The organism is Candidatus Pelagibacter communis (assembly GCF_001179945.1).
In the GTDB taxonomy this organism is placed as follows: Bacteria; Pseudomonadota; Alphaproteobacteria; order Pelagibacterales; family Pelagibacteraceae; genus Pelagilacustribacter; species Pelagilacustribacter ubique_A.
Map to the genome: position 1 here is coordinate 25,772 of NZ_CVSG01000068.1, position 16,675 is coordinate 42,446.

A 16,675-nucleotide genomic window follows, 5' to 3' on the forward strand; every position below is an offset into this window, starting at 1 on the left:
AATTAATTAGCACTAATCAACTTAGATAATAAATTGAGTGATTTTTTTACTGTTTGTCTTTGAATATAAACTCTAGATTTATCTTTAAAATTACATTTATTAACTATAACTTTTTTTCCAACTCTAATTCCGATGTAAACCAAGCCTACTGGTTTTTGTTTAGATCCACCTTTTGGACCAGCTATTCCTGTTATTGAAACACAAATTTTTGATTTACTAATTTTACTTAAGTTATTAACCATAGCCAAACAACATTGAACACTTACAGCGCCATATTTATTTATTATCTTTTGAGGAACTTTTAAAATGACTGTTTTAGCTTGATTTGAGTAGGTAACTAATCCCATAGTAAATACTTTTGATGAACCGCTCACAGAGGTAATAGCGCTAGACAACATTCCTCCGGTGCAAGACTCCGCAATTGCAAGTTTCATCTTTTTTTTTTTAATTAATAAAATTATCTTTTTATTTAATTTCATTAGAAAAACTTTGATTTAATTACCATAAAGATTATCAGCGTAAGGACAACATATAGACCTGCAACTACATCGTCTATAATTACACCAAAACTATTTTTAAATTTTCTATCAAAAAAACTGACTGGAAACGGTTTTTTGATATCAAAAAATCTAAATAAAATAAAAATATATAAATAATATAAAATTGATTCCTGAGGGTCTTTCATAGTTCCATGTGCGATTTCATAAAGATAAATTGGAATAGATTGGCCAATAAACTCATCTACAACAACTTCTTTAGGGTCTTTGTTTTCGTTATATCTTATATATTCGGATACTGCATAAAATGAATAAATAAAAACTAAAAATAAAATTAGTAATATAATACTGCTAGATAGATTAACTATATGAAATAAGCTATATAAAAAAATTGTTGTAAATAAAGAAGTTATAGTACCTGGAGCAAATCTAAAAGATCCAATGCCAAAACATGTAACAAATAAATAATTTATGGTTTTAATCATATTTAATGACTGAACATATAACTTCGCACGCTATTGCTTTTTCTTTTCCTATAATACCTAATTTTTCAGTTGTTTTTCCTTTAATATTAATTTGAGTCTTAGAAACATCACAGAGTTTAGCAATATTATCTATCATTTTATTTTTTAAATTTTTAATTTTTGGAGTTTGGGTAATAATATTTAGATCAATATTATTTATAAAAAAGCCTCTAGATTTAATTTTTTCTACTACTTGTTTAAGTAAAATTGTAGATCTAATATTTTTAAATCTTTTACTTTTATCAGAAAACATTTGACCAATATCTCCCAAATTACAAGCCCCTAAAATTGCATCTGTTATTGAGTGGAGAACAGGATCTCCATCAGAATGACCTAATGTTCCTAGCTTAGATTTAATTTTTTAAACCTGCCAAGTAAAGTTTTCTCTTTGGAGCTAATCTATGAACATCGAAACCTATTCCAACACTTTGCTTTGATTTAAAAATGTTTTTTAGATTTTCAAAATCTGATTGATCTGTAATTTTTAAATTATTTTTCTCTCCATCAATAAACTTAACTTTATTTAGATCCATATATAAGGAGATATCATCATCTTTATATTTATCAGAGATAGTTTTATGTAAGTGATATATTTCTTTTAAATTGAAAGCCTGAGGTGTTTGTGTCAAAAATAAATTATCTCTTTTTCTCCCCACAACGTACTCTTCATTACTAGAGTCTATAATTTGTTTTACTGCATCCTGTATTTTTATTTTTGGCACAACCGCTCTAGCATTTTTCATATTTCGCAATACAGAGCTTAAGAGTTTTATTGTGAAATTTGGTCTTGCCACATCATGGATTAAAACTTTGGTTATACCATTCTGACTAATTAAATACTTTAAAGCATTTAAAGTAGATTTTTGTCTATTTTTCCCCCCTACTATTAATTTCACATTTTTAAGTTTTAGCGATTTGACTCTTTTAGAGTCTTTTATGTTGTAAACTAAAATTATCTTTTTAATTTCTTTAAATTGACGAGCTTTGAGGAGGTTAATTTCAATTAATGATTTGCCGCCTATTTTTTGGTATGGTTTACCAATTTTAGACCTAAATCTATGACTATTTCCTCCAGCAAGAATAATTAAACAGAAACTCATGGTATAAGCTTATAATATATTTATATAAATATTTAATGGTTATTTAAGATGTTTAAAATTATTAAAAATTTCAACTGGATTATTTTTTCCTCATTTTTGTGCATTTTTATGGGTATTGTTACCTTCTTGACCTTTATAAATGAAGGCTTCGTCCCTTTAACAGACAAAAATCTACAGACATTATTAATAATAGATATTTTTTTACTTGTAATTTTTTTCAGCCTTATTTTTAAAAATTTTTACAGATTTTATTATGCCGGTAAAAAAAATAAAAAAGGTTCACAAACTAATTTAAAATATATATCTGTTTTTTCACTTTTCACAGTAATACCATCTTTAATTGTTGCTATTTTTTCATTATTTATTTTTAATTTTGGAGTTCAAAATTATTTTGATAAACAAATTACCAATGCAGTAAATAACTCTTATGATGTTGCAAAAAATTATTTAGATGAAAGTAAAGAAAATGTTTTATCCGATGTAATTTTAATGAGTGTCGGATTAAATAGAGCATCAAATTTATATTACTCCAACCCCTCAAATTTCAAAAAAATACTAAGATCTGAAAAATTTTTAAGAAAAATTGATGATGTTTATTTAATTGACAGTTTGGGAAATATATTAATTTCAGATGTAAGAGATATAACTGAGGAATTTGTAATTCCCTCCGATGAAGATTACGATTTAGTTTTAGAGGGAAAGCCAGTGTTTGTCTCTAACAATTTAGAAAATAAAACTACAGTTATGACTAAATTAAATTCTTTGGTAGACACTTATTTGTATATTTCAAGAAATATTGATCCTGAAATACTTAGGTATCTAAACGAGACAGAAGAGGCTGTAAGCTTTTATTATTCTGTAGAAAATAGTCAAACAGGTATAAAAGTTACCTTTGCAATAATTTATATCATTGTAGTTACGTTACTTCTTTTTTTATCTACATCAATAGCAATTACTTTTGCATCAAGATTAACAAAACCGATAGTAAATTTAATTAGCGCGTCTGACTCAATCAGTAAAGGCGCTTTAGATGTTCAAGTTCCCGATTTAGATACTGATGAGGAATTTAAACAATTAAATGAAAATTTTAATTTGATGATAGAAAGATTGAAAGAACAACAAAATAAACTTCTAATAACAGAGAGATACGAGGCTTGGGAAACTGTAGCTAGAAAGTTGGCTCATGAAATTAAAAATCCTTTAACTCCCATTCAACTATCAATCGATAGTTTGAGAGAAAAATATAAAAATAAATTAAGTAATAACAGTTATGAATTCGAAAAATATTTAGAAACGATTAATAGACAAATAAAAGATATTGAAAAATTAGTTAATGAATTTTCGAATTTTGCAAGAATGCCAAGACCTATTTTAAAAAAAATTGATTTTTCAAAAGTAATTAATAACTCACTAGATTTTATGAAAATGACATCAAAAACATCAGTGAATTTGAATTTAAAAGAAAAAAAGGCATTTATAAATGGAGATGAGGATCAACTTAACAGAGTGTTTATAAATTTAATGAAGAATTCCGAGGAAGCTTTTGAAGAAATATCAAAAAAAGACCCTAAATTTCAAGGTAATATTGACATAGAAATCAACAGTAATAATGATTATATAACTTGTAGGTTGACAGATAATGGACCAGGTATTACAGACGCTAAAAAAGCTATGACACCCTATTTTACAACAAAGAAAAAAGGCACTGGACTTGGTTTACCAATTGTAACCAAAATTATAAATGAACACTCTGGAGTCTTTTCAATAAAAAACAAAAAAAAAGGAAGAGGCACTATAATTAATCTTTCTTTGCCAAAATCCAATGCATAAAGAAATTTTAGTAATTGATGATAATCCAGATATTCGTTCTATTGTAAGCAATATTTTGATTGAACAGAATTATGTAGTACGAACAGCTGCAAATTATGATCAAGCAGTTTTTGAAATTAATAAAAAACTTCCAGATCTTGCTGTTATAGATATTAAACTTGATAAGATTGAAAAGGACGGTATTGATTTATTAAAGTTAGTTACAACTAAAGATAAATTAATACCAGTAATTATGATTTCCGGTCACGCGACGGTTCAAATGGCAGTTGAAGCAACTCGACTCGGGGCATATGAATTCATTGAAAAACCTTTTTCCAAAGAGAAAATTCTCAATTATGTAAATAGAGCGCTAGAGTCATATGAGCTTAAAAAAGAAAAAAATATAATAGAAAATAAACTTTTCCATTCGTTTGAACTAATTGGAAAAAGTCCGTCAATAATGAAAGTAAAAAAAATTATTGAAAAACTATCAACTTCCGAAAGCAGAGTATTGATTTCAGGGCCAACTGGAACAGGCAAAGAATTAGTTGCAAGAAAAATACACAAAAATTCCATTAGATCTCAAGAACCATTTGTAATATTAAATGCTGCCCTTCTTAAAGAAACCACCTATGAGAAAGAATTATTTGGTGAGGAATTCGAAGACGGTAGTATATCTTTTGGGGCACTCGAGAGAGCTAATAAAGGAACTTTGTTAATTGATGAAGTTTCTGAAATACCTTACCAGACTCAGGCAAATATACTTAGGGTTCTTATTGATCAAAAGTTTAAAAGATTAAATGGTTCTAAAGACGTAAATGTTAATATAAGGCTTATATCTTCAACTTCTAAAAACTTAAATGATTTAGTAAAAATAAACAAATTTAGAGAAGACCTTTATCATCGATTGAATGTGATTCCTATTGAACTCAACTCACTCAATTCTAGAACAGAAGACATACCATTATTGATAAATTATTTTAAAAAAAAACTTTCAGAAATTAATGGTGTTCAGGTGCATAATTTAGAAATTAATAATGACAATTTATATACTTACAACTGGCCAGGGAATGTAAGAGAACTTAGAAATCTAATTGAGAGAATAACAATTTTATCAGCTAATGAACCTCAATCAAATATCAATCAATTAATTAACGATATTTTAAACCCAGCTTCTTCAAATTATTCTAGTAAAGATATTTTAGAAAAATCTTTCACTTACTCATTAAAAGAAGCGCGAAGAAGTTTTGAAAAAGAATACTTAACAACTCAGTTAAAGAAAAATCATGGAAATATCTCTAAAACTGCTGACTTTATTGGAATGGAAAGATCAGCTCTCCACAGAAAACTTAAAGAACTAGGGATTAAAGGAATAAACTAAAATGAATATTATAATATGTGGAGCTGGCAAAGTCGGCTTTTCAATAAGTAAACAATTATCCGCTCAAGGACATTCAGTAACAGTAATAGATCAATCTTCTGATGACATAAAAAAAATTAATGAAACACAAGATGTCAAGGGTATTGTCGGAAGAGCTTCATTACCAAGTGTTTTGGAAAACGCAGGGGCTGAAAAAGCAGATATGATTATAGCTGTTACAAGAAATGACGAAACAAATATGATTGTATGTCAGCTTGCTAGCTCATTATTTAATGTATCAAAAAAAATTGCGAGAATCAGAACTAAAGATTTTTTAGAGGGTAAATGGGGAAAGCTTTACAATAAATCAAATATACCAATAGATGTAATTATTTCACCAGAATTAGAGGTAGCTAAATCTTTATATAGGAGACTTGAGGCGCCAGGTGCATTAGATAATGTTCCTTTTGGAAACGGTAAAGTAAAAATGTTAGAGATTTCTATAGAAAAAAATTGTCCTATAAAAAATATACCATTAAAAAAACTAACAGAAAAATTTCCAGATTTTAAAGCAAATATAATCGGAGCTTTAAGAAAAGATAAATTTATATATCTTAAAAAGAACGATCAAATGTTAGAAGATGATAATGTCTATGTTGTTGTAAATAGTGATCAACTTAATCAAATTTTAAAATCATTTGGCCATGACGAAAAAATCTCTAAAAATGTACTAATCATAGGTGGAGGCAATATAGGATTAAACCTAGCTAAAATGTTAGAGGAAAATTTTGAGGATTTAAGAGTAAAAATAATTGAAAAGGATAAAAAAAGAGCAGAAGAGATAGCTAATGAACTCTCATCATCTATTGTAATTAATGGTGATGCATTAGATGAGGAAATCCTCAAGGAAGCAAATCTTGAAGGTTCAGAAACTGTTTTAGCTTTAACTAATGATGATGAGAACAATATGATGGCCTGCGTTTTAGCTGAAAAAAGTGGGATGAAAAAAAGAACTATAGCAATAGTTAACAAATCAAATTATAATTTGTTACAAGACTCGCTTAATATAGACGATCTGGTTGATCCAAGGTTGACAACTGTATCTAGAATTATGGAACATGTGCATAGAGGAACTATTGGTTCAGTTTATTCACTGCTGGATGGTGAATACGAATTTATGGAAGCCAAAATCTTAGATAATTCTGAATTATTAAACAAAAAAATAAGAGACTCAAATCTTCCTGAAGATATAAGAATTGGTGCGATTGTAAGAAAAGATAAAGTAGTAATCCCAAGATCTAATTTTATTTTCGAAAAAGACGATTTAGTTGTATTTCTTGCAAAAAGAGAACAATTAAAAGATGTTGAGAGTATTTTTAGCGTTAGTTCTATTTAGTAAAAATGAATTTTAAAAGCATAAGTTTTTACTTAAGTTTATTTTGCTTTCCAATAAGCTTATTAGCCTTCATAAATATTTTATATTCATCTTATTTCGATTATTTTCTCAACATAGAATCGTATTTGTTAACACTAGTATTTTCAACTTTGTTAGGCAGTGGATTTTATTTTTTTGGAAAAAAATCTAATAAAAAGATAGATTTTATCGATCAATTAATTTTAATAATACTTGTATATTTAATTGTAGGATTGTTAATTTCTACTCCCTTTTATTTGAGTAATTCTAAAGTAACATTTATGAGTGCTTATTTTGAATCAATTTCTGGTTTAACAGGTACAGGCTTTTCAACTTTTGATAATATAAAATATTTAGATCCAACTTTAATTTTGTGGAGATCATCTTCTCAGTGGATAGGCGGACTATTTTTTTTATTTTTTCTAATCCTGATTTTTTCAAATAAATCGTTCAACTTTAAAATGACGAATCTAACTTATACAGGTGAAAATATTCTAAAATCTGAACAAAATATTAGAGATAATATTTTAAAAATATTTATTTATTATTCGGTATTAAGCCTCATCTATCTCACATTATTGAATATTTCAGGTGTAAGACTTTTTAATTCCCTAAATCTTTCAATGACTTTAGTTTCTGGAGGAGGTTTTTTACCATCTAATAACCTATCCGAAATAATTTCTACTAATTCACAAAAGTTAGTTATAATATTAACCTTAACTCTATCAATGTTGAATTTTTATTTCTTATTTAATCTTTTAAATAAAAGAATTTTATTTAGAGAACATAAAGAAGATTTTTATTTATTAGCCATTGCAATAGTTTTTATATTATTGATTTATTTATATAATTTAAATGGTTTAGATATAATTATAAGTATAATAAGTAGTTTAGCTAATTCAGGAATTTCTCTAATAAAATCTGATAATAATTTAAGCTTATATTTTCTGCTTATTACTATTGTTGGCGGCTCATTAATTTCAAATTCATCGGGAATTAAATTAAGTAGATTTTATATATTATTAAAAATAACCTCAGGTGAAATAATTAAATTAATAAGTCCTAATAGTGTAATTAAAAAAACCATTTTTAATTCTAATAATAAAATCACAGATGAAAATATTAAGTTTTCATTTTTGATATTTATTTCTTTTTTTATAAGCTTGTTTATTTTATCTACTTTTTTAGTTTTTGATGACATAGGTTTTGAAAAGTCATTTAAAATCGCCATTCTTGCATTGACTAATACTGTAAATTCTGAAATGTACAATTTGCAAAATCTTAATTTTGCAGATTTGTTAATATCCTCTAAAATAGCTTTAATTATTTTTATGATTATAGGAAAAATTGAGCTAATATCAGTTTTTTTGATTTGCAAAAAAATTTTATTTAAGGATTAAATGTCAAAAATAGTTATTATTGGGGCAGGCGCAATGGGAACAGCTTTTGCCTTACCATGTCATGATAATAATCACGATATTAATATAGTTGGAACTCATCTAGAAGACGGTTTTATAGAAAAATTTAAAAAGAATAAAAATATACATCCAGGTTTAAATACAGAGATTCCAGATCAAATAAAGATTTTCAAATTTGAAAAATTTGACGAACTTTTAAATTCTAATATAGATTTAATAGTATTAGGAATTAGTTCAAAAGGTATCGAGTGGGTTGCTGATCAATTAAGTAGGCTTTTTAAGGGAAAAAATTTGCCAAATTTATTAATGTTAACTAAAGGTTTAAGTATTCATAAAAATAACTATGAATTATTAGTTGATAAACTAGAAAGATTGTTAGTTGATAAGGGAATTACAAAAACTAATATCTCAGCAGTAGGTGGACCTTGTTTAGCAGCTGGCTTAGCTAATAGAGTTCATAGTAGCGTTGTTATAGCAAACAAAGATATTAATACCGCAAAAAAAATAGCTAACATGCTAAATACTAATTATTATCACACTTCATATTCAGATGATTTAAATGGTGTAGAGGTATCAGCTGCGATAAAAAATATTTTTTCTATGGCTGTAGGCGCGGCTAAAGGTTTATGTAGCAAAAATATTTCTGATGAAGTTAGAGAAAAGAATTATTTAAATACAGCCTCAGCACTTATTAAACAATCAATTTTTGAAATGGAGATTTTTGTGGAACATCTTAAAGGAAAAAAAGAGACTGTAAAAGGACTTGCAGGGTTAGGTGACTTGTACGTGAGCTCAGGTGGAGGAAGAAATGCAAAAATGGGAGCCTATATCGGAGAGGGACTAACATTTACTGAAGCAAAAAAAACAAAAATGGAAAAAGTTACTGTTGAGGGTGCTGACTTAGCTAAAGAGATCGCAAAGAAAGTAAATGAAGATTTTAATGAAAAACAATTACCTTTAATGCTGGGTATGATTAATGCTATTGTTGAAGACAAAAAACTTGAATTAAATTGGGAGGCTTTTAGATGAAAAAATTTATCATTTCAATTGATGCTGGGACAACGTCCAATAGATCAATTTTATTTGATTTAAAAGGAAAACCAATTTTTTCTTCGCAAAAAGAATTTACACAATATTTTCCAAAAAGTGGATGGGTTGAGCATAATCCAGATGAAATTTGGAAAACGACAATAAAAACTTTAAAAGATGTAATACAAAAAGCTAAACGCTTAAAAGGTAAAATTTTAAGCATCGGAATCACCAACCAAAGAGAAACTACTGTTCTATGGGATAAAAAAACAGGAAAACCTGTTTATAAAGCTATTGTTTGGCAAGACAGAAGGACCGAAGAATTTTGTAAAAAGCTGAGAAAGCAAAACAAGGATACGATGATTTTTAATAAAACTGGCCTTTTGATTGACTCTTATTTTTCTGGAACAAAAATTAAATGGATTTTAGACAATGTCCCTAATGCACGGCAGTTAATGAGTAAGAAAGAGTTGTTATTTGGAACAATTGACAGCTTTTTAATTTGGAGACTTACAAAGGGAAAGGTTCATGCAACAGATGCAACAAATGCAAGTAGAACAATGATATATAATATTTCTTCAAATAAATGGGATGATACAATATTAAATCTCCTTAAAATTAAAAAGCATATTTTACCAGAAGTGAAAGATTGTGCTGATGATTATGGCCAAACCCATCCTTCTGTAACTGGCAAACCAATTCCAATCAATGGAGTAGTAGGTGATCAACAATCAGCAACCATTGGCCAATGTTGTTTTGAACCTGGCTCATTAAAAAGCACTTACGGAACTGGAGCTTTTGTATTATTAAATACAGGTTCTAAAAAAATTTACTCAAAAAATAGACTATTAACAACTATTGCTTACAGAATTAATGGAAAGACAACATACGCAATGGAGGGATCTATTTTTATAGCTGGCGCCGGTGTTCAATGGTTAAGAGATCGAATGAAATTTTTTAAGAAAGCACCTGAAACAGAAAGAATAGTTAAATCACTTCAAAACAACAATGATATTTATTTAGTTCCAGCATTCACTGGATTAGGAGCTCCGTACTGGGACGCTAACGCTAGAGGAGTTTTAAGCGGCATTACTAGAGATACAAGTCCTAAAGAAATAGTCAGAGCTACAATCGAAGCAGTTGCTTATCAAACTTACGATCTTTTTGAAGCTATGAAACATGACGGTTTAAGACCTAAAATTGTAAAAGTTGATGGTGGGATGGTAATGAATAATTGGTTTTCACAATTTTTATCTGACATAGTGAATGTAAAAGTATTAAGACCTAAAGTTCAAGAAACTACTGCTCTAGGCGCAGCTTTCATGGCTGGTTTACACTTAGGGATATACAAATCATTAAAAGATATCTCTAAAAATTGGAACTTAGATAAAAGATTTTCCCCAAAAATGAAAAGCAAATCTAGAACAATTCTAATTAACGGCTGGGAGAAGGCCGTCAAGAGAGCCTTAATAAATTAATACACACCTAAGAGTTGTAATTTTAAAATTTTTCTAGGCTGTACTTTCCAGTCTTATTTTGGTTCAATATAACTACTTAAACAACAACAACGAGGGAAATAATCTATGTTTAAAACATTGAAAAGTATTTTAGCTGTTGCTGTTTCAATTTCTCTATTAACTATTTCAAACGCTGTAGCTGACGGACACGGAGCTGCAATTAAGAAATGGTCAAATGGTGAGTTTAGTCTTTCAACAATTTCTGCAAAAGAAAGAGAGAAAGAACTTAATTGGTTCCATGATGCTGCAAAGCCATTCAAAGGAATGGAAATAAATGTATTATCAGAAACAATTCCAACTCACGAATATGAGTCAAAAGTTTTAACAAAAGCTTTTGAAGAGATAACTGGAATCAAAGTTAATCACCAGTTACTTGGAGAAGGAGAAGTGGTACAAGCTGTACAAACTCAAATGCAAACTGGGAGAAACTTGTATGATGCATACATCAATGACTCAGATTTGATCGGTACGCACTCAAGACTTCAGTTAGCAGTAAACTTAACAAAGTGGATGAAAGGTGAAGGTAAAGATGTAACTTTACCAACATTAGATATCGATGATTTCATCGGTAAATCATTTACTACAGGTCCAGATGGTGATTTATATCAATTACCTGACCAACAATTTGCTAACCTTTACTGGTTTCGAAAAGATTGGTTTGACAGACCTGAAATCAAAAAAGGTTTCAAAGCTAAATACGGATACGATCTAGGTGTGCCAGTAAACTGGTCTGCTTACGAAGATATCGCTGAATACTTTACTAAAGACGTAAAGAATATTGACGGTGTTAGAGTATACGGTCACATGGACTACGGTAAGAGAGCTCCAGACTTAGGATGGAGAATGACTGATGCGTGGTTATCTATGGCTGGCGCAGGTTCAGTTGGTAAACCTAACGGGGTACCAGTAGATGAGTGGGGAATAAGAATGGAAAAAGGTTCTTGTAACCCAGTTGGTGCTGACGTAGCAAGAGGTGGGGCTGCAAATGGTCCTGCTGCCGTATATGCAATCAGAAAATGGGACGAGTGGTTAAGAGCTTATGCACCTCCAGGTGCTGCAGCGATGGACTTCTATCAGTCTCTGCCAGCTTTATCATCAGGAAACGTTGCACAGCAAATTTTCTGGTATACAGCATTCACGGCATCAATGGTTGCTCCAAAGAGTACTGGAAACAAAACAGTTGATGATAACGGCAATCCTTTATGGAGAATGGGACCATCACCAAAAGGTCCTTACTGGGATGAAGGTATGAAGCTTGGTTATCAAGATGCTGGATCATGGACTTTATTTAAGTCTACTCCAGTTGATAGAAGAAAAGCTGCATGGTTATACGCTCAGTTTGTAGTATCAAAAACTGTTGATCTTAAGAAAAGTGACGTTGGTTTAACTATCATTAGAGATAGTACAATTAATCACAAACACTTTACTAAGAGAGCTCCAAAACTCGGTGGACTTGTAGAATTCTACAGATCTAAAAACAGAGTATTGTGGTCACCGACAGGTATCAATGTTCCGGACTACCCGAAACTTGCACAAATCTGGTGGCAACAAATTGGAGATGTAAACTCGGGTGCGTTTACTCCACAACAAGCTATGGATCGTCTTGCAGAAGAGATGAACTTAGTTATGTCTCGTATGGAAGCTGCTGATAAAGCAAACAATACATACGGTGGATGTGGTCCAAGATTAGCTAAGCCGAAAGGCGCTGATTATTGGTTGAAACAACCAGGATCACCAAAAGCTAAACGTGATGAGAAACCTAAAGGCAAAACAGTTCCATTCGAAAGAGCTTGGAAGTAATTTAGGTTTAATCTAAATTTAAAGGGGGCTTAACGGCCCCCTTTTTTTAAAACGGAATTCAAAAAAATATGAGCTTAGAATTAAAAAATGTAGAAAAAAAAATAGGATTAGATACTCATATTTATTCAACAAATTTAAAATTAGAAAAAAATACAATTAATATTCTTTTAGGTTCTACTTTAGCCGGAAAAACCACTTTGATGCAGATTATGGCAGGCTTAGATAAACCAACATCAGGCGAAATTTGGTTTAATAATAAAAATGTTACTGGAATGAAAGTACAAAAAAGAAATGTATCAATGGTTTATCAGCAATTTATTAATTATCCCAATTTCACGGTTTATGACAACATTGCATCTCCTCTCAAAATTACTGGAGTAAGCTCAGATGAGATAAAACAAAGAGTTGGGAAAGTTGCAGAATTATTAAAATTATCTGGAATGTTGAATAAAAAACCAAATGAGCTTTCCGGAGGACAACAACAAAGAACTGCTTTAGCAAGAGCACTTGTAAAAGACTCAGACTTAATTCTTTTAGATGAACCACTTGCAAACTTAGATTTTAAATTAAGAGAAGAATTAAGAGAAGAATTACCAAAATTATTTGAAAATAGAGATTGTATTGTAGTTTACGCAACCACAGAACCCTCAGAAGCTCTACTCTTAGGCGGTAATACTGCAACGTTACAGGAAGGTAAGATTATTCAATATGGAAAAACTTTAGATACTTATAATAAACCTAACTCTTTAGTTTCAGCCCAGGTCTTTAGTGATCCACCAATGAATATTGCTAAAATAAAAAAATCAGGAGACCAGTGCTCATTTTTACAAAATGACATTCAATGGAAAACTAGATTAAATATCAAAGATGGTGAGTATAAAGTAGGTATTCGACCCCACAATATTACCACGTATAAAGAGGGCAAGAATACACTTGAGATAAAAGGTAAAGTTTTAATTTCTGAAATTAGTGGCTCTGAGAGCTTAATCCACTTTACAAACGGAAATTTGAATTGGGTTTCTTTATCTAACGGAGTTTTTCAAAAAAACGTTGGCGATGAGATGAATTTGTACATGAATACAGATGAGTTTGTTTATTTTGATCAAAATGAGAGGTTAGTATCTAATGGCTAAAGTTACATTGAAAGGTTTAAGCCATAGTTATTTAAAAACTCAGTCTTCAGATGCTGACTGGGCAATCAGAGGAGTAGACATTGATTGGAATGATGGTGGCGCTTACGCTTTATTAGGCCCTTCAGGTTGTGGAAAGACAACATTGTTAAATATTATTTCTGGATTAATTACACCAACCAAAGGCGATATATTATTTGATGATAAAGTTATTTCAGGGCTGAATCCTGTAGAGAGAAATATTGCACAGATTTTTCAATTCCCGGTTATTTATGACACGATGACAGTGTATGATAATTTAGCTTTTCCTTTAAGAAATAGAAAAATTCCAGAGGAAGAAATCAAAGTAAAAGTTCATGAGATAGCTGAAATGTTAGAATTATCTTCAACATTAAATAATAGAGCTTCTGGTCTTACTGCAGATGGTAAACAAAAAATTTCACTAGGGCGTGGATTGGTAAGATCAGATGTAAATGCTATTATGTTTGATGAACCATTAACAGTAATCGATCCACATTTGAAATGGATTTTAAGATCTAAACTTAAAGAACTTCATCAAAAGATTAATAGAACAATGATTTATGTTACACACGATCAAACAGAGGCTTTAACATTTGCTGATCAGGTAGTTGTAATGCATGAAGGTCAAATTGTTCAAACAGGAACACCAGTAGATTTGTTTGAAAAACCAAAGCATACATTTGTTGGATATTTTATTGGTTCACCAGGCATGAATGTTTTACCTTGTCAAATTAAAGGAAATGATGTGATCGTTAATGGAAAAAAAATAGAAACTCACCAACAAATTAAAAAAAGTAATTTTAACAAGACAGAGGTTGGTGTGAGACCTGAATTTATATCTTTTAGTAATGAAGGAATTCCAGTTAAAGTTTTATCGGTAAGCAATACTGGAAGGCATAAAATTGTAGATACTGAAAGTGAAACCGGAAAAATTAAAATTATTGCAAAATCTAATGAAGATATACCTTCAGGATCTGCATTTTTAAAATTTAAAAAAGAATATACTTACACATATGGAGATAGTTGGATAATTGAATGAATAAAACAGTAAATCAAAAAGCATGGTTCTTTGTAATACCAGTATTTGTACTGGTAGCTTTCAATGCCATTATCCCACTTATGACAGTAGTAAACTATGCTTTCCAAGAAACTTTTGGGAATAATGTTTTTATGTGGGAAGGCACAAGATGGTTTAAACAAATCATGTTATCTGAAAGATTTCACGCATCACTTGGCAGACAATTTTTATTTACATTTATTATTTTATTTATTCAAATTCCATTAGGAATAGCTATTGCTCTTACTATGCCTAAAGAGGGAATAGGAGTTCCCGTTTGTTTAGTTTTAATGTCCATGCCACTTTTAATTCCATGGAACGTTGTAGGAGCTATGTGGAATATTTTTGCGTTACCAGATATTGGTTTCTTAGGTCATTCACTTAATGCATTGGGATTTGATTATAACTTTACTCAACAAATTGGTGATGCTTGGTTCACAACTATACTAATGGATGTATGGCATTGGACATCGTTAGTGGTTTTACTGTCTTATGCAGGGTTAAGATCTATCCAACCTGCTTACTATCAAGCAGCAGAAATTGATGGGGCTAGTCGTTGGGCAATTTTTACGAAAATTGAATTACCTAAAATGAAAAAAGTATTAACGATAGCAATACTTTTAAGATTTATGGACAGTTTCATGATTTATACAGAGCCATTTGTTTTAACTGGAGGCGGTCCAGGCAATGCTACTGCATTTTTATCTATAGACTTAGTTAAAATGGCATTAGGACAGTTTGATTTAGGACCAGCTGCAGCAATGTCGTTGATATATTTCTTTATAGTACTTTTAGTTTGTTGGGTATTCTACACATTAATGATGAGAAATGAGGAGAAATCATGAAGAAAGCTAAGTGGGTAGTTCCTACAATTTATATTATCTTCTTGATGCTTCCAATTTATTGGTTGCTTAACATGTCATTTAAAACAACAACTGAAATTATAAACACTTACACATTATGGCCTCAAGAATTTACATTAGATAATTATAAGAAAATTTTTACCGACAGTACTTGGTATACTGGGTATCTTAATTCTATTTATTACGTAGTGATGAACACCGTGATCTCAGTGGCAGCTGCACTACCTGCAGCTTACGCTTTTTCTAGATATAAATTTTTAGGGGATAAACATTTATTTTTTTGGTTATTGACTAACAGAATGGCCCCTCCAGCAGTATTTGCCTTGCCATTTTTTCAATTTTATTCATCAGTAAACTTGTTTGATACACATGTGGCTGTAGCTTTATCACATTGTTTGTTTAATATTCCTTTAGCAGTTTGGATTTTAGAGGGATTTATGTCTTCTGTGCCAAAAGAGTTAGATGAAACAGCTTATGTTGACGGTTATTCGTTTTGGAGATTTTTCTTTAAAATATTCATACCCACTATTACTGCAGGCATAGGTATTACTATGTTTTTCTGTTTTATGTTCTCTTGGGTAGAATTATTATTAGCTAAAACACTTACAGCTGTAGCAGCCAAACCTATAGCCGCAACAATGACAAGAACCGCCAGTACATCAGGATATGAATTAGGACTACTTGCAGCCGCAGGAAGTTTGACAATTATACCTGGTGCAATAGTAATTTACTTTGTAAGAAACTATATAGCGAAAGGATTTGCTTTAGGAAGGGTATGATGATGTTTAATATGTTAAACGCCGCCACATGGGGTGATATGGCTAAAAAAAAAGAAAAGGGTTTCTTTGATTTTGAATTTATTACTTGGATGGCATGGACATGGCAAACTGCAGCATTTTTTATTTTTATCGTATTATGTTTAACAGCTATGATCATTTGGGAAAAAAAATCACCTGGTGGCGGCCCAAGAAAAGGAATTTTAGGTCTAGACACTACAAGAGGCGATAGACTATTTATATCATTACTTGGCAGTGCTTTTATTCACTTATTCTGGTTAGCATTGATTGGAACAGTTCTATGGCTAGCTACAATTTTTTGTGTTTTTTATGCAATTTTTGTTTTCAGATATGTTTAAA

16 protein-coding genes are annotated in these 16,675 nt (G+C 30.3%); 12 read left to right on the forward strand and 4 right to left on the reverse strand.

The window, feature by feature from the left end:
- Positions 1–2: 2 nt before the first annotated feature.
- From AMN78_RS02200 to AMN78_RS02210, 4 genes are read right to left on the reverse strand one after another with little or no spacing between them, the layout of a single operon-like run.
- Positions 3–479: a CinA family protein gene (locus AMN78_RS02200; protein WP_075533966.1), complete on the reverse strand. Its 477-nt coding sequence runs from the start codon at positions 477–479 to the stop codon at positions 3–5.
- Positions 479–982, reverse strand: a complete 504-nt coding sequence (locus AMN78_RS02205) for a phosphatidylglycerophosphatase A family protein (RefSeq protein ID WP_075533967.1) — start codon at positions 980–982, stop codon at positions 479–481. Before AMN78_RS02205 ends, AMN78_RS02200 begins: the two co-directional genes overlap by 1 nt.
- Entirely contained in the window at positions 975–1,379 is a 405-nt protein-coding gene (gene ispF / locus AMN78_RS04245) for a 2-C-methyl-D-erythritol 2,4-cyclodiphosphate synthase (protein ID WP_306452609.1), read from the reverse strand. Before ispF ends, AMN78_RS02205 begins: the two co-directional genes overlap by 8 nt.
- Positions 1,375–2,121 carry a 2-C-methyl-D-erythritol 4-phosphate cytidylyltransferase gene (locus tag AMN78_RS02210; RefSeq protein ID WP_256997695.1) on the reverse strand — a complete coding sequence of 249 codons (747 nt, stop codon included), beginning with the start codon at positions 2,119–2,121 and terminating at the stop codon, positions 1,375–1,377. The genes ispF and AMN78_RS02210 overlap by 5 nt, the downstream gene beginning before the upstream one ends.
- 48 nt (positions 2,122–2,169) lie before the next feature.
- On the opposite strand from AMN78_RS02210, the gene AMN78_RS02215 reads away from it, so the two are divergent.
- From AMN78_RS02215 to AMN78_RS02270, 12 genes are all read left to right on the forward strand, one after another.
- The gene (locus AMN78_RS02215) at positions 2,170–3,951 is read left to right on the forward strand and encodes a HAMP domain-containing histidine kinase (RefSeq protein WP_075533968.1); all 1,782 of its coding nucleotides are present in this window, start codon (positions 2,170–2,172) and stop codon (positions 3,949–3,951) included.
- The gene (locus tag AMN78_RS02220) at positions 3,944–5,311 is read left to right on the forward strand and encodes a sigma-54-dependent transcriptional regulator (protein WP_075533969.1); all 1,368 of its coding nucleotides are present in this window, start codon (positions 3,944–3,946) and stop codon (positions 5,309–5,311) included. The genes AMN78_RS02215 and AMN78_RS02220 overlap by 8 nt, the downstream gene beginning before the upstream one ends.
- Before the next feature lies 1 nt (position 5,312).
- Positions 5,313–6,686 (forward strand): Trk system potassium transporter TrkA, encoded by a 1,374-nt coding sequence (gene trkA / locus AMN78_RS02225; RefSeq protein WP_075533970.1) that lies wholly within the window; start codon positions 5,313–5,315, stop codon positions 6,684–6,686.
- 125 nt (positions 6,687–6,811) lie between these two features.
- Positions 6,812–8,104 (forward strand): potassium transporter TrkG, encoded by a 1,293-nt coding sequence (locus AMN78_RS02230; protein ID WP_179850600.1) that lies wholly within the window; start codon positions 6,812–6,814, stop codon positions 8,102–8,104.
- Positions 8,105–9,151: a glycerol-3-phosphate dehydrogenase gene (locus AMN78_RS02235; protein ID WP_075533972.1), complete on the forward strand. Its 1,047-nt coding sequence runs from the start codon at positions 8,105–8,107 to the stop codon at positions 9,149–9,151. It abuts the gene before it with no gap.
- Positions 9,148–10,629, forward strand: coding sequence for a glycerol kinase GlpK (gene glpK, locus AMN78_RS02240; RefSeq protein WP_075533973.1), 1,482 nt, complete (start codon positions 9,148–9,150; stop codon positions 10,627–10,629). The genes AMN78_RS02235 and glpK overlap by 4 nt, the downstream gene beginning before the upstream one ends.
- 105 nt (positions 10,630–10,734) lie before the next feature.
- Positions 10,735–12,468 (forward strand): ABC transporter substrate-binding protein, encoded by a 1,734-nt coding sequence (locus AMN78_RS02245; protein ID WP_179850601.1) that lies wholly within the window; start codon positions 10,735–10,737, stop codon positions 12,466–12,468.
- A gap of 68 nt (positions 12,469–12,536) precedes the next feature.
- A complete protein-coding gene (locus AMN78_RS02250) occupies positions 12,537–13,601 on the forward strand; it encodes an ABC transporter ATP-binding protein (RefSeq protein ID WP_075533974.1) in 1,065 nt (354 codons plus the stop codon).
- Positions 13,594–14,658 (forward strand): ABC transporter ATP-binding protein, encoded by a 1,065-nt coding sequence (locus tag AMN78_RS02255; RefSeq protein WP_075533975.1) that lies wholly within the window; start codon positions 13,594–13,596, stop codon positions 14,656–14,658. Before AMN78_RS02250 ends, AMN78_RS02255 begins: the two co-directional genes overlap by 8 nt.
- Positions 14,655–15,521, forward strand: coding sequence for a carbohydrate ABC transporter permease (locus AMN78_RS02260; RefSeq protein ID WP_075533976.1), 867 nt, complete (start codon positions 14,655–14,657; stop codon positions 15,519–15,521). The genes AMN78_RS02255 and AMN78_RS02260 overlap by 4 nt, the downstream gene beginning before the upstream one ends.
- The gene (locus AMN78_RS02265) at positions 15,518–16,318 is read left to right on the forward strand and encodes a carbohydrate ABC transporter permease (RefSeq protein ID WP_075533977.1); all 801 of its coding nucleotides are present in this window, start codon (positions 15,518–15,520) and stop codon (positions 16,316–16,318) included. Before AMN78_RS02260 ends, AMN78_RS02265 begins: the two co-directional genes overlap by 4 nt.
- Before the next feature lie 38 nt (positions 16,319–16,356).
- Complete coding sequence (locus AMN78_RS02270; protein WP_075534051.1) at positions 16,357–16,674, forward strand: DUF2160 domain-containing protein; 318 nt, start codon at positions 16,357–16,359, stop codon at positions 16,672–16,674.
- Position 16,675 lies beyond the last annotated feature (1 nt).

Excerpts from the sequence above, each read along its gene's own strand:
- AMN78_RS02200 (WP_075533966.1), bottom strand. The coding sequence starts at position 479 with ATGAAATTAAATAAAAAGATAATTTTATTAATTAAAAAAAAAAAGATG.
- AMN78_RS02205 (WP_075533967.1), bottom strand. The coding sequence starts at position 982 with ATGATTAAAACCATAAATTATTTATTTGTTACATGTTTTGGCATTGGA.
- AMN78_RS02210 (WP_256997695.1), bottom strand. The coding sequence starts at position 2,121 with ATGAGTTTCTGTTTAATTATTCTTGCTGGAGGAAATAGTCATAGATTT.
- AMN78_RS02215 (WP_075533968.1), top strand. The coding sequence starts at position 2,170 with ATGTTTAAAATTATTAAAAATTTCAACTGGATTATTTTTTCCTCATTT.
- AMN78_RS02220 (WP_075533969.1), top strand. The coding sequence starts at position 3,944 with ATGCATAAAGAAATTTTAGTAATTGATGATAATCCAGATATTCGTTCT.
- trkA (WP_075533970.1), top strand. The coding sequence starts at position 5,313 with ATGAATATTATAATATGTGGAGCTGGCAAAGTCGGCTTTTCAATAAGT.
- AMN78_RS02235 (WP_075533972.1), top strand. The coding sequence starts at position 8,105 with ATGTCAAAAATAGTTATTATTGGGGCAGGCGCAATGGGAACAGCTTTT.
- glpK (WP_075533973.1), top strand. The coding sequence starts at position 9,148 with ATGAAAAAATTTATCATTTCAATTGATGCTGGGACAACGTCCAATAGA.
- AMN78_RS02245 (WP_179850601.1), top strand. The coding sequence starts at position 10,735 with ATGTTTAAAACATTGAAAAGTATTTTAGCTGTTGCTGTTTCAATTTCT.
- AMN78_RS02250 (WP_075533974.1), top strand. The coding sequence starts at position 12,537 with ATGAGCTTAGAATTAAAAAATGTAGAAAAAAAAATAGGATTAGATACT.
- AMN78_RS02255 (WP_075533975.1), top strand. The coding sequence starts at position 13,594 with ATGGCTAAAGTTACATTGAAAGGTTTAAGCCATAGTTATTTAAAAACT.
- AMN78_RS02260 (WP_075533976.1), top strand. The coding sequence starts at position 14,655 with ATGAATAAAACAGTAAATCAAAAAGCATGGTTCTTTGTAATACCAGTA.
- AMN78_RS02265 (WP_075533977.1), top strand. The coding sequence starts at position 15,518 with ATGAAGAAAGCTAAGTGGGTAGTTCCTACAATTTATATTATCTTCTTG.
- AMN78_RS02270 (WP_075534051.1), top strand. The coding sequence starts at position 16,357 with ATGGCTAAAAAAAAAGAAAAGGGTTTCTTTGATTTTGAATTTATTACT.